Origin of the sequence: Chryseobacterium sp. CCNWLW53, from assembly GCF_037083525.1 — a bacterium.
Classification (GTDB): domain Bacteria; phylum Bacteroidota; class Bacteroidia; order Flavobacteriales; family Weeksellaceae; genus Chryseobacterium; species Chryseobacterium lathyri.
Window position 1 is genome coordinate 81,551 of sequence record NZ_JBAOJR010000002.1, and the last position, 22,117, is coordinate 103,667.

19 protein-coding genes are annotated in these 22,117 nt (G+C 36.1%); 6 read left to right on the plus strand and 13 right to left on the minus strand.

Features of this window, described 5'->3' with window-relative positions:
• Positions 1–98: 98 nt before the first annotated feature.
• The 5 genes from V6R96_RS05430 to V6R96_RS05450 all read right to left on the minus strand — a co-directional run bounded on the left by V6R96_RS05430 (position 99) and on the right by V6R96_RS05450 (position 4,154).
• Complete coding sequence (locus tag V6R96_RS05430) at positions 99–311, minus strand: cytochrome C551 (RefSeq protein ID WP_336378230.1); 213 nt, start codon at positions 309–311, stop codon at positions 99–101.
• 276 nt (positions 312–587) lie between these two features.
• On the minus strand, positions 588–2,213 hold the full coding sequence (pruA, locus tag V6R96_RS05435) for an L-glutamate gamma-semialdehyde dehydrogenase (protein ID WP_111959369.1): 1,626 nt from the start codon (positions 2,211–2,213) through the stop codon (positions 588–590).
• A 196-nt stretch (positions 2,214–2,409) separates the two neighbouring features.
• A complete protein-coding gene (locus V6R96_RS05440) occupies positions 2,410–3,516 on the minus strand; it encodes a DNA topoisomerase IB (RefSeq protein ID WP_336378231.1) in 1,107 nt (368 codons plus the stop codon).
• Between the two features lie 9 nt (positions 3,517–3,525).
• A complete protein-coding gene (locus tag V6R96_RS05445) occupies positions 3,526–3,693 on the minus strand; it encodes a phosphatidate cytidylyltransferase (RefSeq protein ID WP_111959374.1) in 168 nt (55 codons plus the stop codon).
• Between the two features lie 23 nt (positions 3,694–3,716).
• A complete protein-coding gene (locus tag V6R96_RS05450; RefSeq protein ID WP_336378232.1) occupies positions 3,717–4,154 on the minus strand; it encodes a DUF6526 family protein in 438 nt (145 codons plus the stop codon).
• A 205-nt stretch (positions 4,155–4,359) separates the two neighbouring features.
• Between V6R96_RS05450 and V6R96_RS05455 the strand changes: the two genes are divergently transcribed.
• From V6R96_RS05455 to mnmE, 5 genes are all read left to right on the plus strand, one after another.
• A complete protein-coding gene (locus V6R96_RS05455; RefSeq protein ID WP_336378233.1) occupies positions 4,360–6,129 on the plus strand; it encodes an aminopeptidase P family protein in 1,770 nt (589 codons plus the stop codon).
• 474 nt (positions 6,130–6,603) lie between these two features.
• Complete coding sequence (locus V6R96_RS05460) at positions 6,604–7,170, plus strand: Crp/Fnr family transcriptional regulator (protein WP_223558950.1); 567 nt, start codon at positions 6,604–6,606, stop codon at positions 7,168–7,170.
• Positions 7,171–7,230: 60 nt separating this feature from the next.
• Positions 7,231–8,253, plus strand: coding sequence for a saccharopine dehydrogenase (locus V6R96_RS05465; RefSeq protein ID WP_336378234.1), 1,023 nt, complete (start codon positions 7,231–7,233; stop codon positions 8,251–8,253).
• Complete coding sequence (locus tag V6R96_RS05470; protein ID WP_336378235.1) at positions 8,250–8,828, plus strand: NAD(P)H-dependent oxidoreductase; 579 nt, start codon at positions 8,250–8,252, stop codon at positions 8,826–8,828. Before V6R96_RS05465 ends, V6R96_RS05470 begins: the two co-directional genes overlap by 4 nt.
• A 280-nt stretch (positions 8,829–9,108) precedes the next feature.
• Positions 9,109–10,494: a tRNA uridine-5-carboxymethylaminomethyl(34) synthesis GTPase MnmE gene (gene mnmE / locus V6R96_RS05475; RefSeq protein ID WP_111959387.1), complete on the plus strand. Its 1,386-nt coding sequence runs from the start codon at positions 9,109–9,111 to the stop codon at positions 10,492–10,494.
• Positions 10,495–10,557: 63 nt separating this feature from the next.
• Here mnmE and V6R96_RS05480 read toward each other — a convergent pair whose 3' ends face one another.
• The 7 genes from V6R96_RS05480 to V6R96_RS05510 all read right to left on the minus strand — a co-directional run bounded on the left by V6R96_RS05480 (position 10,558) and on the right by V6R96_RS05510 (position 18,946).
• Complete coding sequence (locus V6R96_RS05480; protein ID WP_336378236.1) at positions 10,558–12,792, minus strand: reprolysin-like metallopeptidase; 2,235 nt, start codon at positions 12,790–12,792, stop codon at positions 10,558–10,560.
• Positions 12,793–13,135: 343 nt separating this feature from the next.
• On the minus strand, positions 13,136–14,179 hold the full coding sequence (locus V6R96_RS05485) for a hypothetical protein (protein WP_336378237.1): 1,044 nt from the start codon (positions 14,177–14,179) through the stop codon (positions 13,136–13,138).
• 270 nt (positions 14,180–14,449) lie between these two features.
• On the minus strand, positions 14,450–15,604 hold the full coding sequence (locus V6R96_RS05490; protein WP_336378238.1) for a tetratricopeptide repeat protein: 1,155 nt from the start codon (positions 15,602–15,604) through the stop codon (positions 14,450–14,452).
• Between the two features lie 152 nt (positions 15,605–15,756).
• On the minus strand, positions 15,757–15,996 hold the full coding sequence (locus V6R96_RS05495; RefSeq protein WP_336378239.1) for a hypothetical protein: 240 nt from the start codon (positions 15,994–15,996) through the stop codon (positions 15,757–15,759).
• A gap of 390 nt (positions 15,997–16,386) precedes the next feature.
• Positions 16,387–16,704 (minus strand): helix-turn-helix domain-containing protein, encoded by a 318-nt coding sequence (locus V6R96_RS05500; protein WP_228452575.1) that lies wholly within the window; start codon positions 16,702–16,704, stop codon positions 16,387–16,389.
• Complete coding sequence (locus tag V6R96_RS05505) at positions 16,701–17,117, minus strand: transposase (RefSeq protein ID WP_111959665.1); 417 nt, start codon at positions 17,115–17,117, stop codon at positions 16,701–16,703. Before V6R96_RS05505 ends, V6R96_RS05500 begins: the two co-directional genes overlap by 4 nt.
• 497 nt (positions 17,118–17,614) lie before the next feature.
• Complete coding sequence (locus tag V6R96_RS05510) at positions 17,615–18,946, minus strand: hypothetical protein (RefSeq protein ID WP_336378240.1); 1,332 nt, start codon at positions 18,944–18,946, stop codon at positions 17,615–17,617.
• Positions 18,947–19,146: 200 nt separating this feature from the next.
• Here V6R96_RS05510 and V6R96_RS05515 point away from each other — a divergent pair, with 200 nt between their 5' ends.
• A complete protein-coding gene (locus tag V6R96_RS05515) occupies positions 19,147–19,326 on the plus strand; it encodes a hypothetical protein (protein ID WP_336378241.1) in 180 nt (59 codons plus the stop codon).
• Between the two features lie 616 nt (positions 19,327–19,942).
• Here the strand turns inward: V6R96_RS05515 and V6R96_RS05520 are convergent.
• A complete protein-coding gene (locus V6R96_RS05520) occupies positions 19,943–21,409 on the minus strand; it encodes a hypothetical protein (protein WP_336378242.1) in 1,467 nt (488 codons plus the stop codon).
• Between the last annotated feature and the right edge of the window lie 708 nt (positions 21,410–22,117).

Genomic DNA, 22,117 nt, shown 5'->3' on the forward strand with positions numbered 1-22,117 from the left:
TTTTGCAAAGATAATGAAATGACATTATGAAAAAAACAAAAAAATCCGCAGAGCTTTCATCTGCGGATTTTCCATTTTTGGATTAAACTTGTTTGTATCTATTTAGATAGAGGTACGGTTGCCGATGAATCTACTTTGATCTTGGCCGTATCAGTAGTCATCTTTGTTGAATCCTTTGCACTAGGCGTTACGGTTTGGGTATTGCTTACTGCAGTGGAATCCTTAATGTTGGATGACATAGAAGATTCTTTGGTTCCGCAGCTCACAACTATTATTCCTAAACCTATGGCTGCTAACAAAAACTTTTTCATAAATATTTTATTTTTGATGTTGTTATTTAAAGTTCAATAATTATTCCTAACCGGTTGTTCAAAATATTAAAACATAGATAAACTTTGTTAAAAGTTGTTAGAAAAAAAACAATAGTAAAGGATTATAGATGATTAGAAGAAAGCTGTGAGTGATGAAATTAGATCTGATCATTAATAAAAAAGCCCCGAAATATAATTTCGAGGCTCTATGATTATTATTCATTGCTTATTACTGATTATTTATTATCTATAACTCACAATTTATAACTATAACTTTTATCCTAGATATGGGTATTTGTAATCTTTTGGAGAAACAAAAGTTTCTTTGATACTTCTTACGGAGGTCCATCTTAATAAGTTCATTTTAGAACCTGCTTTATCATTGGTACCGGAAGCTCTTCCTCCTCCGAAAGGCTGCTGGCCTACTACCGCACCTGTCGGTTTGTCATTGATATAGAAGTTACCTGATGCATTTTCCAACGCTTTGAAAGCTTCATTGATTGCATAACGGTCTTGTGAGAAAACAGAACCTGTCAATGAATATGGAGAAGTAGAATCTACTAATTTTAAAGTTTCTTTCCAGTCCTGATCTTCATATACATATACAGATAAGATAGGTCCGAAGATCTCTTCTACCATACTTTCGTAATGAGGATTCGTAGTTTCAATTACGGTAGGATGTACAAACCAACCTTTAGAATCATCAACTTTTCCACCAATTGCTATTTCAGCCTCACCGGAAGCAGTTGCTCTGTCGATGTATCCCTTACACTTTTCGAAAGAATTTTTGTCAATAACTGCGTTAACGAAGTTTGACGGATCTTCAGGAGAACCTATTTTGATAGAATTCATCTGAGTTTCCATTACTTTTTTCACATCAGCCCAAAGAGATTTAGGAATATAAGCTCTTGAAGCTGCAGAACATTTTTGTCCCTGATATTCGAAAGATCCCCTTACCAAAGCAGTAGCCACGGCCTCAACATTGGAAGAAGGATGAGCGATCACAAAGTCTTTTCCTCCGGTTTCCCCAACAATTCTTGGATATGTTCTGTAATTATGGATATTATCGCCGATCATTTTCCACATTCCCTGGAATACTTTCGTAGAACCTGTGAAATGAAGGCCTGCAAAATCAGGATGTGCCAATACTTTCTCAGCAGTTTCTTTTCCGTCTGTGAAAACCATGTTGATAACCCCAGCAGGAAGACCCGCTTCAATTAATACATCCATGATTACTTTAGCAGAATAAACCTGCTTGTCAGAAGGTTTCCAAACGACAACGTTTCCAAGCATTGCCATACAAGTCGGTAAGTTTCCGGAAATCGCTGTAAAGTTGAAAGGAGTTACTGCAAAACAGAACCCTTCCAGTGGTCTGTATTCTACACGGTTCCAGATTCCGCTGTCGGAAACCGGCTGTTCAGAATACATTTCAGTCATGAATTCTACATTGAATCTTAAGAAATCGATGAATTCACAGGCAGAATCTATTTCAGCCTGGTGTACGTTCTTAGACTGCCCGATCATGGTTGCTGCGTTGATTACGTCTCTGTAAGGTCCGGCCAAAAGGTCAGCAGCCTTCAGGAAAATAGCTGCACGCTGTTCCCAGCCCAGTTCGTTCCATTCTTTTTTAGCTGCCAGTGCCGCGTTGATAGCGTCATCTACATGCTGCATCGTACCTTTATAGTAAAACCCGAAATCGTGAGCGTGATCCTGAGGAGACTGAAGCTGAACTTTCTCATCAGACTTTACTTCCTTGCCATTGATAATCATTGGAATTTCTGTCTTCTCAGCCCACATCTTTTTGTAAGTAGCGATAAGGCTTTTAACTTCTGGAGATCCCGGTACGTAAGAATTTACCGGCTCGTTTACTGCAAATGGTACTTGCGAAATTGCTTTTGACATATTATGTTGTATTATTTTAAAATTGATAAATATGTTGGTATACAAATTTACAATAATTAACGCAAAGAAAAAAAGCAGCTCATCTTTATAAAATAAAATTTAATACTGTTTTAAATTCAAAAAATATTATTTTTTGATGATTCAAAATGAGTAGATATGGTGTTTTCTTGTTGATCTTTAAATTCTTATCGGCAACTTACATCTTTTCATTTTCCAGAATTTTCAGGACTAGCTTTTCTTCCTGGGTGAGGCCTGCTTTTCCGTCATTTTCTTCGATCTGTTCCAGTTCATCAAGATATTTTTTGATCGAATTATTCTCATAAAGATTGATCACCAGCGGATGCACATAGTATTTTCTGCAGACCGTACTGGTATTCCCCAGGTGTTCTGCAACCATATCCAAGGCTTCCTTTACTTTCTTTTTATATTGACTGTTATTTTCGGCGTAGCCTATCTCTTTAAAAGCAATTAAAGCACTTACTGTTCCCGACCATGTTCTGAAATCTTTGGCTGTAAAATCTTCCCCGCTTATTTCCTTAATATACTCATTTACCATCCCCGAATCTATCGAATGACGGTTTCCTTCATCATCAAAATACTGGAAAAGTTCTTTTCCTGGAATATCCTTGCATTTCTGCACAAGCCTTGAAAGTCTTCGGCTTTTGAGATCAATATTATGCATAATTCCTTTCTTCCCTTTAAACGAAAAGGAAATTTTCTGACCGTTAATTTTCACATGTTTGCCTTTCAGAGTCGTTAAGCCAAAAGAACCATATAGCTTTTCATAGGCATTATTACCGATACGGATGTTTGTATGCTGCATTAAACTTACAATTAATGCCAGGATTTTTCTCTTCTCAAAATTTCTTAAAGCGAGATCCTGTTCCACATGAAGCCGGATATTGGGCAATGCATACCCGAACTGAAGCATTCTGTAAAATTTTGTGTGATTTCTTAAAGCACTCCATAAGGGATGATACCGGTATTGTTTTCTTTTTTTTATATCAAAACCTGTGGCCTGAAGATGACCATTGTCCAATGCACAAATCCATACATTTTCCCAGGCAGGAGGTATCACCAGCTTATTGATTCTGGAAATCTCATCCTTATCTTTAAGCTTTTCTCCGTTTTTGTAATAAGAATACTTTTTCCCCGTTTTTTTACGGGTAATCCCGGCAGTTTCCGCATCGGTGGTATATACAAGATGTACCGCCTTTGCGGAGGCTTCGGGATCCTTCATGATCTTGATAATTTTTGAAGGCTTTAAGTGGGAAATAATTTCCAGATCCGTATTCTTCTCCATAAAAAATGGTTAAGAGTTCTTACCCCTCGAAAAGATTAGAAAAAGGATTACTACTACTGCAACGACCAGGATAATTCCCCACCACATTCCAGCCTTAAAAATAGTTTCAATTGCTTCACAGCTTGTTAACGTTAGCAATGTGAAAACGATCATACTGTATAAAGTTAACTTTCTCATGATATAATATTTTTGGTGTTAAATCAGATTCTCTGGCGATCGGCTCTCCAGTTCTTGATAGAACGCTTGATCTCGTCTCCTGATATATTTTCGTGAAGTGCCCGGTACAGAAGTTCCCTGAATTCATCATCATAGGCGAACCTTAACGCTGCAATTTGGTCAAATCTCAGCTTATCAGCCGTTTCATCAGCTCTCTGTCCGAAAATTTCAAAATACCGCTGTTTAAATTCAAGCATTACCATACGGTTCTGAAGTCCCAGCGCATAATGCTGTCTCGTCATAAAAGCCAGGTAGAAAAGCAGAAATATCACGGTTGAAAATAATATCCATATCAGCTTATTTTCAGGATCGTCCCAGATTTTATAAATTCCAAGAATTTCCAGCACGATCAGTAGCGGAAGATAAATAAAATGATGGGGAGGATAAAATTTCCTGTGATTTTTATAATTCTGCTCTCTCATGCCAGAATAATAGCAATAATCTCTCCAAAACTTTATATGTTTAGCAATAATGTTGTTTTTGTGGTATGTAATTATAAATATTATTGCCTTTAAGGATTAATGCATATGAAAGAAAAAATAACAGATTATTAACGAAAATACAGGATGGAATACACTTCTGAACCTCAATTTTTTTGTAACTTTCGGTGTTTAAAAAAGAAAAAGAATGACTTCAAAGGAAAAAGTGGCTGCACTTCGTGAAGAAATGCAAAAGAATAATGTTGATGCATTTATAGTATATTCTGCAGATCCGCATATGAGCGAATATTTACCTGAAGAATGGCAGGAAAGAGCTTGGCTGTCAGGATTTTTGGGTTCTGCAGGTTTTGTGGTAATTACAAAAGACAAAGCAGGGCTTTGGACAGACGGAAGATACTTTACTCAGGCTGCCATAGAGCTGGAAGGTTCAGGAATCGATCTTTTCAAAGACGGAATGGAAGGAACACCCAATTATATTGACTGGATTATCTCCCAGATTCCTGCAGGCGGAAAAGTAGCCGTTAATGCTGTTGCCACTTCCAATGCCAATTGGGAGCTGATTTCACAAAAATTGCAGTCAAAAAATATTACCTTAACAGATCTTCCGTTATTAAAAGAGATCTGGAAAGACAGAGGTACACCCTCAAAAAATCCTATTTTCGTACATCCTGTAGAGAGAGCCGGACAATCTGTTACAGATAAACTGGGAGCTATCCGTCAGAAAATGGAAGACCAGGAAGCTACTGTTCATATTATTTCCAGTCTTGATGATGTAGCATGGACACTGAATTTAAGGGGAAGCGATGTACAGAGCAATCCTGTGTTTTTAGGATATGTTGTCATTACCAAAAATGATGCAGTACTGTTCACAGATCTTGAAAAGCTGGAAGTGGAGGCAAGAAAACAAATGGATGACTCGTTTGTGAAAATGATGCCTTATGAAGAGTTTTACAATTATCTGAAAGCATTCAAAAATGAAAAAATCCTGGTTTCTCCAAACAGTAACCAGATGATCATTGAAACTTTAAAAGAAAACAACCAGTTTATAAAAGCTCCGGTTCCCGGTAACCTGATGAAAGCCCAGAAAAATGAAACCGAGCTGGAAGGGTTCAGAAAAGTAATGGTAAGGGATGGTGTTGCCATGGTGAAATTTCTTTACTGGCTGACCCATAATGCAGGAAAAGAAAGTATGAACGAATATTCTATCGGTGAAAAACTGAGAGGCTTCCGTGCAGAAGGAGAAAACTTCGTTGGGGAAAGCTTCGGCAGCATTGTAGGATATAAGGATAACGGAGCTATCATGCACTATTCAGCAAAAAGTGAAGGAAGTAAAGAGGTTACCAACGATGCAAGTATCCTGGTAGATTCAGGGGGGCAGTACCTGGAAGGAACGACCGATATTACAAGAACCCTGGCGTTAGGAGCTGTTTCCGATGAGTTCAAAAGAAACTCCACTTTAGTGCTTCAGGGGCTGATCCGTTTATCGATGGTAAAGTTCCCGAAAGGAACAAAAGGGGTTCACCTTGATGCCATTGCAAGGCTTCCACTTTGGATGGAAGGAAAGGACTTCAATCACGGAACTGGCCATGGAGTAGGAAGCTTCATGAACGTTCATGAAGGTCCGCAGAGCATCAGAAAAGATATGAATCCACAAGATCTTCTACCTGGAATGGTATGTTCCAATGAGCCCGGATATTATCTTGAAGGAGAATATGGAATCCGACACGAAAACCTGATTGCTGTAAAAGAAGCGGAAAAAACAATTCACGGAACTTTCTATGAGTTTGAAACCCTTACATTCTGCCCGTTCTTTAAGGATACTATTGTAAAAGAAATTCTTTCAGAAGAAGAAATTAAATGGCTGAATGACTATCACAGAACATGTGAAGAAAAAATAGGGCCTTACCTTGAAGGAGACATTAAAACATGGTTCCTTGAACTGGTAAGTCCGCTTTAATAGATAAATGTGAATAGTCAATGATCAATTTTAGACTTTAAACATTGAATTCCGTACTTTGAACATTAATAATTGTTAGATAAATTCTGAAGCCCTGCAGAGAAATCCGCAGGGCTTTTTTATATCTACAACCGTATTTTCACGGATATAATTTTAGGGATTCCCCTGACAGAACATCTTACGGGACCATCTATCTTTGTGTCAATAAAAAACATCATTCATATCTTCATATACTTATTAAATTCAAAGCAGGTAAAACCATTTCGTTCTGAAATGGTTTTATTTTTCATCATCGGATAAGATTTCTAACAGGTAGTTGATTACATTCAAATTTTGAATATAATCATACTTAAAAGGCTAAAGTTAAAATAAGCATCAAAGAAAAGGCTTGCAGCCGCTTTTGTATTTGTTTAATTTTGTAAAAAAACAAAGCTGAAGAAAAACTTTCAGGGTTTTAAGTACAATTTGAAAAATATGATAGAAAACTATTTCCGGAGCTTTGATATATTCTCAGACCATGAGATTAAAGATTTCTTACAGCTTTTTGAAGCCAGAAAAGTGTATAAAAATGACTTTTTTGTGCAGGAAGGCGACAAATGCAGGGAAATAGCATTTATTATATCGGGAATTTTCCGTTCCTATTATATTTCGGATAATGGAAAGGATATGACTTACTGCTTCAGGTTTCCCAATCAGCTTATGGCCAGTTATTCCTCATTTATTTCAGATTGTCCCAGCAGGGAAAATATGCAGGCCATTACCGATGCCGATTTGCTGGTTTTAAAAAAAGATGCAATAGATGATCTGATAAAAGATGATCTCAACTGGACGAAATTTTTAAAGATGATAGCTGAACAGGAATATCTTGAGCTCGAGAAAAGATTTTTTCAGCTCCAAAGAGACAGTGCAGCACAGCGGTATGAAACGCTGCTTGGCAATCAGCCCGATTATGTTCAGAAAATTCCTCTGCAGTACTTGGCCTCTTATTTAGGAATTACACAGAGACATCTCAGCAGAATCAGAAAAGAAACGGTCATATAATTTTTAGACATTTGTCCTACGCCACGGCATTACAGCTCTATAATTTTGTAAAAAAATATTATGGAGCACAATATTCTGGTCGTTGGAGGAAACGGCCTTGTAGGTAAAACAATTATCCGGATTTTAAAATCTAGAAACCCACATGTCAATATATTCGTTGGCGGAAGAAAAGGAGGTACAGGCAATCATCTTAGAATTGATGTTACTGATCCCGGGACTTTTCAGGTGATTCTGGAAAAGAAAATAGATCTGGTCATTCTTTCTGTGAATGATAAAGAGGATCATATTCTTCGTTTTGCCATCGAAAATAAAATAGATTATCTGGATATCACCAAACCGACTCCCGATCTTGTCAAAGCGTATGCAATTGCTAAAAACAGAGATGTCCATAGCAGGATTGTCTTCAGTTCCGGATGGATGGGAGGTATTGTCAACGGATTGGTAAAAACACTTTCAGGTAATACGGACGATATTCAGGAAGTGAAACTTTTTGTATACTATTCCGTGAAAGACCTTGCGGGTGAAAGCTCGGCGCATTTTATGGCCGAAAATGTAGCCAAGCCTTTTATCAGGTATGAAAATAACCGACAGGTTCCCATAAAACATTTTTTAGATTCCGAAGATTTTGATTTTTCGTTTGGGATAGGGAAAAGAGAAGCTTACAACTTTGATGTACCGGATTTATATATTCTCAATCAGATAGAAAACATACCTAATGTGACTGTGAAGATGACTTATAATTCGAAGTTCATCACATGGCTTTTAGGGGCATTTCAAAAGGTGAGGATTTTTAATATTTTATCACTTAAAGAACGGAAAATGATTTTCGGGTCAAGTGGAAATGGCGATCAGAGCGTATTTGAGATGATTATAAAAACTAAATCCGGGAATGAAAAACTAAGCCTGCAAAGCACAAAGGGACAGGCAGAATTAACGGCGCTTTCTGCGGTGCTTCATACGGAAGAGCTATTGAATAATTTCCATGAAAATAATACGTATTTCAGCCACCAGCTGCATCAGCCATCCTTACTTCTGGAGAAGCTTAAAGCTTATGAATCCATACATATAAAAACATCAAGATGAAGAAAATAGCCATTATTAACGGGCATCCCAACAAGGATTCCTTCAATTTTGGAATGGCAGAAGCTTACAAGAGAGGAGCCGAGCAATCAGGAGCTGAAGTCAGAGAAATCACAATAGCAGAATTGGAATTTGATCCTGTTCTTCACTTTGGATATCAGAAAAGAATGGAGCTGGAACCCGATCTGTTGAAGGCTTGGGAAATTATCCAGTGGGCAGATCATCTGGTCTGGATCCATCCGGTCTGGTGGGGCGGTTTGCCTGCCCTGATGAAGGGGTTTATTGACAGACTTTTTCTTCCGGGATTTGCCTACCGCTACAGAGAAAATTCAGTTTGGTGGGATAAGCTGCTGAAAGGGAAAACCGCCCACATCATTACAACACTGGATCAGCCGGGATGGTATTACCGGCTTTTTTATGGAAGGCCGAGCATTAATCAGCTAAAAAAATCAACGCTGGAATTCTGTGGTGTAAAACCGGTGAAGGTCACTTATATAGGTGTCATACGAAATTCTACCGAGATACAGCGTAACGGATGGCTTCAGAAAGTAAGAGAATTAGGAAAACGGCAGAAATAACTGTCATTGCAAGGAACAAGTGGCGGAGTAGCCTTATTTTAAAAAGGGAATGTTTTAATCTCCCGGAGACTAATTACATAGGATTTTTGTTTTTGCAGAATTATTGATATCTCAACACAAATAATATAAATGTTTAGCACGAATGATCACGAATTGAGATTGCTTCGTCACTTTGTTTCTCGCAATGACTTGAAAACTCCAATAATTCCGATCAAAGTCATAGACAATCTGTATAAAATACCCCATCAGAAATTAGCCTGAAAAAACGTAAATTTGCACCATGAATAACGATACGATTTGCGCACTGGCCACAGCCAATGGAGTAGGAGCTTTAGGGATTATCAGAGTTTCAGGGAACGATGCTTTACCGGTTGTCCAGAAGAGTTTTCCGGGCAAAAAACTGGAAAAGCAGAAGTCTCATACCATCCATTACGGGTATTTTATGGATGGTGAGGAAGCTATTGATGAAGTGATGCTTTCTATTTTTCTGGCTCCGAAAAGTTTTACTACAGAAAATTCTGTGGAAATAGCTTTTCACGGCTCACCGCATATCGGAAAACGTATTTTGGAAACTCTGACTAAGAACGGGGCAAGAATGGCAAAAGCAGGAGAATTCACCCTCCGTGCCTTTATCAACGGAAGAATAGATCTTTCGCAGGCGGAAGCCATTGCAGATGTGATTGCGTCTGAAAATGAAGCTTCCCGAAAAGTAGCGATCAATCAGCTGAAAGGAGGAATTACCAATGAAATATCGATCCTGAGAACAGATCTTCTGAATTTTGTTTCCCTGATTGAGCTCGAACTGGATTTTGCTGAAGAGGATGTAGAATTTGCTGACCGATCGGCTCTTAACGGACTGCTGGATAAGATCGAATTAAAATTAGACTCTCTGATTGAAAGTTTCCAATATGGAAATGCCATCAAAAACGGAACAGCGGTTGCTATCATTGGAAAACCGAACGCTGGAAAATCAACCTTATTAAATGCTTTATTGAAAGAAGAAAGGGCGATCGTCAGTAATATTGCCGGAACCACAAGGGATACCATCGAAGAAGTGCTGCATATCAAAGGTCATGCATTCCGTTTGATCGATACGGCCGGACTTCGTGAAACCCAGGATGAAATTGAAGCAATCGGAGTGAAAAAAGCGAAGGAAAAAGTGGAGAATGCCAATATTCTGGTTTACCTTGCAGATGCTGCTACAGAAGATTATTCTGAGGATATTGAAATGATAAAATCTTTACAGAGAGACGATCTGAAGCTGATTATCTGTGCCACAAAAATTGACGAAGTACTGCCTCCGAAATATGAAGCTGTAGAAGACATTTTCAGAAATGAAATTACCCAGGAATTTGATTTTATCAGAATATCCGCCGTAGAAAACCAAAATATCCAGGACCTTAAAAATGAACTGTCTTCCTACGTTGAGCAGTTAAAGTCTCAGGAAAATAATGTGGTCATTACCAACCAAAGACATTTTGAAGCCCTTCGGAAATCTTTGGAGGCCACCCATAAAGTAAAAGAAGCCATTTCTTTCCAGATTTCTACAGAGCTGCTGGCCTATGAACTGAGAAATGCTTTAGAACATCTTGGTGAAATTTCCGGTGAGGTGACGAATGATGAGGTATTGGGGAATATTTTTTCCAAGTTCTGTATCGGAAAGTAAACATACAAAAGGTTGTTTTCATTGTAAAACAACCTTTTTTTCAATTTATGGATTTAGATATTCTTATTCTTTAACCCATTTTACGGATTTCTCCATATTCTTAGTTTTAATCTTAATCACGTAATCTCCTGTCATTAAGTGAGCTAAATTGAAAGTACTGATTTTATCAACCGTTAACATATTATTCAGTTTACTAAATGCCAATCTTCCGCTTACATCATATACCATGATATCATAATTTTCATTAAAATTAGTAAATTTAATATTCAGAAGTCCTTTACTTGGATTAGGATATACTATAAATACATCTTTACTTCCAGTTACTTCACCAACACCTAACGTCTGGGTAATGGTAAAATTAACAGGATTAATATTAAAAAATACATTATCCTGTCCTGAAACCATAATTCTTGCTTGTGATGTATTTACGTTAGGAACTGTAATAGTCTCGGAACCATCATTTGGAGTAGAGGCGATAATAGTGGTAGGATAAGTAAAACCTCCATCTGTTGACAGTAAAATACTTACATTGGCACAGCTTACAGGAGCAGCATTTGTATTGGCTACATTCCATGTTATGGTTTGAGTAGTATTGCTTGTCCAACTTACTGCTGTAGTAGGTGCTGTTACCGTAAATGGTCCAGAATTGGCATCCACAGTAATTTTTGCATCATCATTTGCAACTCCTGCACAGCCTGCATTGTTATCTCTTACCGTCAATCTAAACTCCATTGCTCTTCCGTACGATGGTAAAATCTCGCCTGTGGTTGTCGTATTATTAATAACATCTGTGATCTTTGGAAAATATCTGTAAGGAACTATTACCGGTACAAATGACCTGAATAGAGGGGCATTTCCAGTCGGTGCATTCCAGTTTCCTGCAGGTCCTACATCATTTTGTTCCCATGAATAGGTAAGTGCATTATTTTGTGCATCTGTTGCAGAACCGGTTAACTTAAATGGGGTGCCTTTAGGAATAATATAATCATTTCCTGCATTTACAACGGGAGCGGTATTAGCAACTGGAGTTGTCACCTGACATGTTGTTGACTGAACCGTTGTGGTTATCGTTTGAAATGATTTGGTGTGAAAAACAGGAATACTATGAAAATCTAGGTCATTTGTGGCTTCACAAATGCCAGCGTAAGCCATGATGGTAATTCCGCTTCCTGGTTCTACTGCATTGTCAGAATCACGATTACCCCCACAGGCACCAGTAAGAGCATTAAAAGTATGTGGACCTCCAAACTGATGTCCCACTTCATGGGCAACATAGTCTATATCATAAGGATCTCCGACTGGGTTACCCGAGCCAGTAACTCCACTTCCTTTTTGACCATTCATGCAAATAACTCCTAGACCAGCTAGTCCACCAGCGCCAGTACTAAAAGTATGTCCTACATCATAATTGGCATTTCCTATCAATAAATCAATCTGAGTCTGACTTTCATCAATTAATGTATCGGCATCATTATTTCCGTTAAATGGATCTGTAGAAGCATTTGTAAAGACTACATTTACTTCACTATCCACTAATACTAATCTTGAAGCTACTTCCTGCTCATACACTCCATTCACCCTGTTCACAGAAGTTACAATTGCTGAAAGTGTCTGCGCAACAGTAGGAGTAGTTGTACCCGTTGCTGCTACCGCATATTCTCCTGTACACGCAACAGCAAGCCTGAAAACTCTAATTTGAGTTCCTACGCTTGGAGATGTGGTTTTTTGAGCGTTTTTTTTTCCTAATGGAGTATCGTCTTCATCTTTTACTCCACAAGACCTCGTTTTTTTATCAATTAAGTCACTTTTTTTGTAAATGATATAATTGTTGACATCCAGTTTTGCATAAGGATCAATGTATGTATCACCAGCTACCACAGATTTTATCTGCGCATGGAAACCCAATTCTGTAAAATCCAGTTTTATAGTGGCAAACTTATCATCTATCCCCTGCCCTGTAAAGGTAATAATCTGAGGGAACTGACTGGCTAATCCCGGAGCCATTACTGAAGATTTCCAGATTCTGAATTTTGCTTTCGTACCATCAGGCATTGGCAAAACAATAATCGGAGCATTATCTTTACGATCACTGTTTTTCAATTCCGGAACAGAATTAAAATAATTTTTCATTCCTACCACATCCAATGTGTAGGTCAATGACTTTTCCGGCTGTACTGTCCTGTTTTTAGGATCTGCTTTGATGGACCTTTCACTGATTACTGTAAAAAAGTCCTGGGCTTTCCCTGAGGAAATGGATATCACAAATATCCCCAAATAAAATAATTGTTTAATTTTCATAATTCGTTATTTAATTATTATACAGTATTTTGTTAAGTTATAAGATAAATGGATTTTAACAATATACTCCGAAAGTTACTTTTTCTATAAAGGTTTAGTGCTTAACAACTATGCCCTTTCTTATTATTTTGTCTACCAATGCTGGTTTCTATTTTAGAGAAGTCCAATCTGAAATATTTAAACCTTTCCATTATCTTCAACTAATTCTTATCCACTTATATGTCTATACATTAAAGCGAGAACCTCTTCAGAATTACTTTTTAAATTTCACAGTACCAGTACAAACATCTCCTTCTTCAATTCCGATAAGCCACAATCTTAAATGCTTTGTGCGTCAAAACTACTACAGAGGCTTATCAAACTGCTGTAATGTTAGAATACCTTTCCCCCAGTTAAAATTTGCTCCAACTGCTTTATTCATATTAAATCTTGCAAAAGAACCACTTGGGAAATTAGTGCCTGCAACTATCTCTAGATAGCCATGAAGCGAGAATACTATAGCAATTTGACTGGAAGTAGGGTTATCAATAGTTTCCGAATAAATTCCGGCCAAACAAGAAACTCCGGTTTGAAGAAATTTCCTTGATCCGCTGGGTTCTTCCACTCCTGCTTTTAAAAATCTTATTCCCTGGTAAACAGTACCACTTGTATTTAAATTGAGGTTATCTCCAGTAGAATCAGTTAATCCATTAGGTATTGAGTAATTAAAAAGGATCAATGAAGATGTATTTGGGGGAATATATACAGTAAAGGTATTATAACCAATATCAATGTTATTGATGATAGTTGTGGTTGGGTATGATGTATTCAATGCATATAAAGCAGGATTAGGAGCCTGATAACGAAATATTCCTCTTGGAGTATAAGTATTAGGCGGTTGAAGGCTAGTTAAAGGAACTTTTTTACCGGTACCGTCACTTTGTAATACCATTATTCTATCAGTATTATCTACAGATGAAGCATTAGGTACCGCATTGAATTTTACATTTCCATTTACTTCCAGCTTTTGGGCTGGTGTTGAAGTACCCACGCCAACATTTCCGGCATCCTTTATAACAAATTCTGATCCTGCCGCTCTGGCTGAACCCGAAGAGGTTGCTCCAAGCTTAACCATTGCATTGGCGCTATCATCCACAAACGCATCGGGAGTAGGATCCCCGACAGGCGTAATAAGTTTGCTCCATTTACTTGTTGTCTCATCAAAATAGTAGAACCCTATACTATCTATATTTGATCCCTGTCCTGTAGCGTTGCCAGTGGCAATACTATTTACATAAATAAGGGTAGAAGGCTCAACTGAAGTCATATTCACCGCCCTTTGCCTGTCTACACGCGGTATTAGCAATCCGTCTGCTAAAGTGGAAGTTCCGCTCGAATTTTTTGCCATAATGTCAAAAGTCGCTTTTGGAGTTGAAGTGTTAATACCAACTTGTCCATGCATTATGGTGCCAAAAAATATCGCAGCCATAGGTAATAATATTTTTTTCATTTTATAAGAATTTCTGTTGCAAAGGAAAATAAACTGGAAATCTCATAAAAAAAACCAGATACGTAAAAAGGATTAATTATATAAATAGCTTATAATCAGAATATTAAATGTGTTGTATTTTGAAAAAAGTAGAAATGCTTAATGCTTACGTACTACATAAGTATATCTTTATGTCTTTCTTTTTAACCATAAATAGAGATCTTGATTGGTCTCCAGATTAAGCTTCTTCCGCAACATATATTTTCTGCTTTGCACTGTTCGGTATGATCTAAAAGTATATGATGCTATTTCCTTAGATGGAAAATTAAGGTATACATATGCCAAAAGTATCAATTCATTGGTGGTAAGGCTACCATTGATCTCTAACAACTTTATACTGAAATCCGGATGTAAAGATTGAAATTTTTCAAAAAAAACAGGACTGTTTTTTTTTGCAGCTTCTATAACTTCATGTAAAGATATTTTTAATTTCTGCTCCAGTTCATTAGTATAAGCTGCCTTTTTAGCTATCTCAAGTTCTTTGATGTCCAGCTTCAAGTCGTTTTGCTTCTTTGATTTCTGAAAAGCATAAATAATTATCAATAATAAAATAATTACACCTACCAGCAGCTCTATTTCATAATTAACTTTCCTATTTTCATTTTCGTAAATTTCTTTTTCTCCCTCCAAGATTTCATTGACAATGAAATTGCGATCACGATCCATATTTACATTGATACTATCCTCAAACCGCAGTCCTAAAATTGAATATTTCCTGGCTTTTTCGATGTCATTGCATTTAAAATAGAAATCCCCCAGTTTTTTATATATTATTCCAAGCGAACGCAAATTATCATTACTTGCTTTACTCAATGCTTCCTGGTAGTATTGAATAGCTTTATCATTCCTTTTCCTATACACGTAAAGATCTCCCATTCCAATTAAAGCTTCAATTTCGTACGGATGTTCTTTATTGTTTAGAATTGATAGTGACTTTTGAAGATAATACTCTGCTGAATCTAAATTTTTTTTAAAAAGATAATAGTTTCCCAGTGAGCTATAAGAGCTTCCCACTTCCCTATATGCAATATGCAGAGGAATTCTTCTTAATATCTTTCTTTCTTTTAGCAAATAGGAATATGCAGAATCCTGGAAATTCTGTATATTATACAAATTCGCCATGGTATTATATGTTGTGCTTTGAGTTAAAAGGTCATTATAATTTTTGGTCTTAATTTTTTCAATTTCGATAACAGCTTTATGGTAGTTTTGGGCTGCTGAAGTATAAAGCCCGAGATCTGTTAAATTATCTCCTATTAATCCATAATTACGGGAACTTTGCATGAAATCATTTTTTAGATATGAAGTATAGGATTGTGATTTTTTAATATATGTGTTACTTTTAAGGTATTTTCCGGCAAATGATAAACAGGAAGCAATATAAAAATGACCATAGCATAAGCCTCTTTCGTAATTATTTTTTTTTGATTCTGGTATTATTTTTTTTTTACGATTAAAATAAGTTCTCTATCCTTTCCATTCATGTATAAATCATCAGCAACAACAATTAGAGAATCAATTTTACCGATCGCTTTTTTGTCATTTTTTTGTCCCTTGGCATGTAAACAAGTAACTAATAGTAACAACAAAATTATATGTTTAAAAAATGGAAAAGAACTTGATGAATGCCATTTTTTACAATAAGAAGAATACTGAAATTCTTTTGGTTTTGTCATATAAATATTCAAAATTTTCACTTGTTTTGTATTATAATGCGAGTATCTTAAATTGTATTTTGATTACAGGAGAAATTATTCCTGGGCCTGCTACAATTGCTGTTCGCTACAAATAAAAATTCACCACCTCATTTAAAAATATAAGTTAAAAATCATACATCTCACATACTATGTAAACGGTCCTGTTAAAACCAGATAAGCTGATATTCTATAAATTAGTCGTTTATTGGTATGCAGGGATTACATATAAAAAAAATTTTATACAAAGAATCATGCAGCAATATATTACCCAGCAATATATCCGATAAAAACGATAATAACCGGATCTCATGAGCCGAAGTTTTTAATAAAAGAATATATTGGTAAGCAGAGCAGCAAGTCCGTTTTAGATTACAATTTATTGTATAGTCTCTTCCATTTTGTAAGAGTATTCCTGCTTAATTTAAAATGGGATGCTACAGTGGTATTACTAAGCTTATTAATTTTCTGATATTGAAGAATTTCCAAAATAGCAGATTCATCATAAGAACGTAGCTTTTGATTAAAATGATGCAATCCGTTGCTGAAAAGCAAATTGTTTAATTTAATTACATCTAACGAAGATAAAACATCCTTTTTTAAGAGAGCTTTACAGCTTACTTCTCTGTCTGGATATTTTTGTTCAATAAGATCCTCATAAATCTTATTATAATTGGGATACTGTTTCATTTTTGAAATTTTTTTATCCATTTATATAATGTTGTTTTAGGAATTCTATATTCCTCAATGATCTGTGATTTTGTCTTTCTGCCTGATGAAATTTGCTCCAGAATAAAGTCAATCAATTCCTTCGAATAAATTGCTTTTCTAAAAACCGGCAGATGGGTCTTACCCTGTTTAATATTCAGTCCCTTAGGAGGGGAATACAAAATCAGATGCTGAGAGTAGGTCCGAAAAAAATCGTATTCAGTTAACTTAGAAAACCTTAGTAACATATCACAATCAATATTTGCAGATTTATATATTTGCTGTAAATCAGCATCCATAATATTCAAAAAATTACAAACCCGGGATATTTCTATTCCGTTTTCTTTAATCTTTTGTTCTATCATCTGCCCAATGTGGATATTTTTAAAATTCATAAACATATTATAAGGGTATATAGGCAATAAAAATTCTAGATCCGGTGCTGTTTTGTATTGCTGACTTCCGAACCGGATTATATCGTGCTTCTATCAATATGTGCACTTCCAGACTTAAATTACCATAGCCGCTTACATCTAGTTTTTGAATAGAGGAAACAGTATCAACTAGGCAATAAACTAAGGTAGTTAAATGTCTTTTTCATACACAAATATTTTTGTATGTTAGAGAAATTATATGCCGGAAACTTGAGAATCTGTCTCAAACCTTCGCTCTATCAGAAACTCCGGACTTTGTGAGGGAAAATGACTGAAAAATCTAAATAGAGCAAAGCGTTGGTTGTGTTTTTAGAATCTTTTAATTGTAACTTTTCCGATTTTATTTGCACCTAAAACTCTGGAAGACAAATTTATTCGATTAGATCCAAAAAATCTTTACTGCATTTATACCGCACACCATAAAACACTGATTTTCTGATTGTATAATTGATAAAAAATTAAAAATTCTGAATCCATTTATACAGATCAATATCTCTGGAAAGTTTTAGCTTCTTCCGGAGTCTGTATTTTTTCGATTCAGCAGTTCTAATTGATATATGATCGTAATCAGAAATCTGTTTGTTGGATAAGTCCAGCTTAAGAAATGCACATAATTTCAGATCATTTGGATTAAGATCCGGGTATTTTGAAATAAGGCAATCATAAAAATCAGAATGTGAATCTCTAAACTTAATCATAAAGGAGGGATCAGATCGTTTAGCGAGCATGATCAGTTCTTCATATGTAGTAGTTAATTTCCGCTTAAGGTTTTCTGATTCTTTTACTTTTTCATTGATCATGGCATCTTTAACCCTTTCCCGCCTTCTGGAAAATTTAAAAACAAAATATACTATAATACTGCCTAAGAAAACAATACTGAGTATGACATACAATAAAACAGAACTGTATCTTTTTTCGTTATCTGCCTGCTCCTTATGCATTCGTTTAATGACCATGTTAATTCCGGAATTTTCCTCTCGTTGTAAGCTATCATTTAGAGCAGAGTATTTTGCGAGATATTCACTCTCTTGTTCGGGAAAATTCAGGCCGTTGTACGCCTCAGCAATCAATTTGTAAGATTCCAGTGTGCCTTTACCTAGTTGAGCTTTTGAAGTAATATTTAAAGAACTGAATAAATAGTTTAAAGCTTTATTGTAATTCTTCTTTTCAATATTCAGCTTTCCAAAAGCCCTGAGTACATTGGCCTTACCCTCAATAGGAATTTGCCGGGTAGTGAGAAGCTCATTTGCTTTATTAATGTAAAATTCAGCAGAGTCTATATTATTTAGCTTAAAATGCCTCTCGGCTATGGTAATGAATAGCATAGGCGTTGGAGATTTCATACATTTCCGTTCATTGCTGTAAACAGAGTCCATTAATCCTAAATATTCAAAACTATTTCTTTTCCAATCATAAATACTGTAGAGCCTTTTTTCTTTTTCCTTTTGATCTTTAATCTTATGAGCGAGTACAAAAGCAGTATCAAAGCATTTAATTGCCTGCTCATGCAAGCCCAGAGAATTGTAGTTTTTACCATACACAAAGTACATATATGCTTCGAGAGCATATTCTTTCTTACCTTTCAACTCTTTCTCAGCCATCTCAAGCATTTGAAGGCTTTCCTTATCTTTCTTCATCAGAATCAGCACATTCGCTAAATTAAGACATCCCCGTATCTCGCCGTTTTCATAATTTAACTGCTGACATTCTTTTCGCAGTTTCGTTTCCAGCAAGACGATCTTGTACAACTCCCCATTCTTTAAAAGTTTGCTAAATACGGTGGTTTGCAAACTATCAATTTTCGCAGTAGTAATTTGAGATTTGAAATTACAGATCAGCAAAAGTAGCAGAACAATAAAAATATTTTTAAAAAGGGTCATAGGTACTAGAAGAAAAATTAAGGTAATATTCAAATGATTCGGAAAATGTCATTTTATTCACAGTTACTTCATCGTAAACTGTTATTTTTACAGCACTACAATTTAAAATAGTGAAAGCTTATATCGCTGTTGGTTTTTCGAATTATAAAAAGCTTCCTAAAGAAATTGAGGCCATCCAGGCTTCTTTAACAAAAACTATTGGAATCGGAACCGAAGCTCGATATGCGAAAGGCTTGGGAAAGAATCTAATTTATATCAGACATATGAATGCTGATTTTGGGCCTGAGTGATCATAACGTCCTTTGTTGCAGCCCTGAAGCCCTTTCAGCAAAATTAGATGCCATTGTATCCCAACTTAGTTCTTTCCTGAATTTAAAAGATAATATTTAAAATAGTGTATAGAGATTTAACGTTTTTAATTCAGCTTGTATTTTCAAAGTGGTCGTAAAAAAAATTAGCCATAGATATGTATTACAGATTATTGTTCAGATTTGGATTTTGTATTGGTGGTTTTGCCAGAATGCCATTTGTGAATTATTAAAGTCTATGCACCACCCGCATGAATCTTTGACCTGCTATCTTACCTGCCACAAATTTGATAAAATTCTCAAATATGATAAAGGAAAAATCTTACATATTTTGGTACTTTTCTGACATTTTAATTAGTATTAAATTCATTTTGATTCCTATTTATTATCAAATCAATAAAATAAGCAATTAAGGTTGAACGGTTATTTTAAAAGGCGATTGTAAAATCGCCTTTTCTGTTAAGTATACTTCATGCCTGCCTGATAGAAAACACGATACATCAATACAATTACATAGCCATTTTCAATTTGTCAGGACTATGTACTTCCCACTATTGCTTATAAATTTAACAGTAATAATATATCTTCATGATAACATTTACAATGCAGTATATATAATATGCATAAATGCATTGCTATGATTATAGTTAGGTGTGCCAATACCTGCTTTGGTCTCACAATAAATAACCTCTCCTGCATTAAGCAACTTTACATAGGTCCCGGATAATATAAAAATATTTCCTGCCTGGGGAGCCCCACTGAAAGTCCAAACACCATTACCTGCATGAATATAAAGTCCATAATTTGGAGCGCCGGGAGCATTTTCCAGTTGTACTCCGGCTACAATATGATATATTCCTGTTTTAGCAACTGTATAGCTACTATTAGTAGAGTTCCAGGTACCTGCCCCTGCAGAATTGATATTGACTGTTCCCAGTATAACTCTGTTAGCAACCCCATTTCCAGGCAAAGTTGCACTACTGGCAAATTGCTCAGCATTGAAAACATTATTGGGAGTTTTTAAGGTGTTAATAAAGTCGTTACTGGTAATCTGTGAAACAACCCCAGTTCCATTAGAAAGCAATATATTAGAACTTCCGAGCGTAGTTTGTGTCGGTAACGAGCGAAACCGAGCATTGCCGTTTACATCCAATGTATTGGTTGGAGCATTGGTTCCTATACCAAGCTTTCCCAAGTTGTCTAATGACATTTTAGGACCGGTCACATTTCCGCTGGTGTAGAAATCCATTTGCGAGCCCAAAGTCGTTGGAGAATCTGCTTTTGCTACCACAATAGCTCCTAATGTCCAACTACTATTATTAACATAACCATTGAAATTGAGATATCCTGCAAGTTGCCCAACAGGAATATTAGTATTGCCATTATATCTAGTCAAATCAATACTTGCTGGATTAGTACCTGTAGAATTGGCCATAATTTGAGCGAAATTAGACTCAAATTTTCCATTTCCTCTTACATCAAGCTTTTCAGTTGGTGCTGAAGTGCCCAATCCAACTCTACTATTGGCTGCGTCTACCGAAAAAGTACTTCCGGCTACAGAGAATGCATTAGGCTGATTGGCTGTAAATGCCAGGGTATTGGCTCCCTGTGTTACAATTCTGTTACTGCTAAGTGCACCATTTGCGGTATAAATATTGACAGGAGCTGCGCCTACAGTTCCTCCGTCGGTAGCTCTCCACCCTGCATTACTGTATACAAATTCCAGTGCTTTTCCATTCGGTATGGTAACCCCGTTTAGTGCTGCACCAAACCCACCAGTAGTGTTATTAAAAATTACCAGCCTTTGACCGGCATTGGGAGCAGCCGGAACGGAAATCGAAACTGTTGCGGTAGCACTTCCTGTAAGCTGTGCCTGGCTTGTATTAGCCGGGATATTAGCCGTATTACCTGCAACACTTATAGCTGTTTCACGGTTGGTAATAGCTCCATTCACATCAAGGGTTGTACCTGGAGTTGTTGTATTAATTCCTACATTGCCTGTTTGTGCAAAAAAAGCCACACTTACTACCGACAATGCGATTGAAAATAAATTTTTTGTGTTCATTTTTTATATTTTTTGTTAAAGGGTACTGTATATTACTGCAGCGGGAAACATCAAAACTGAAATAGATTGAATGTAAGCTTAAGACGAAAATATGATATACATTCCCGCATTGCATCTATATTTTCCTGAGTTCTGCTTAGATTACCTATTATATAAAGGATATTTTGTTCAATATATCCTGCTTTTGTTCTTTATATCTGTAGCTAACAGTATGGAGTTTATTCATAAATTACCCCTCTTTAATTTTTTTTATTCTTTGATTTGAGAAAGTACCGCAGCTTTCACCTCTTGGTTTATCTGTAGTTCCACTACACTGAAAGTAGTGAAGTGGGGATCTATCGCCATTCTTCTGCTTGTATGAGTTGATAATCAATAAATATCGGCTTAGGATTGGGCATAACAGAGTAATCCTTATGTTACCTCCCTGAGGATAAAAAGCCTCATACATAACAATCTATAAAAGAGTGATTATTATTTTCAGGAACATTTCGAAATCGCCTATTTCCATTCACATCCGGGGCTAATGTTGATGAAATAGTATTTATTCCTATTTATGTTAAAAGATAATCTGCTAAAAAAGAATTGCTAGAAGTAATCATTTTTTTCCATCATTTGTGTTAGTGTTTTTGTTAACTTGTTTTTAATAAATTTTAAAATACCAGGGAATCAGACTTAAAATTTGTATAGCAAAATTACAGCAATAATGTA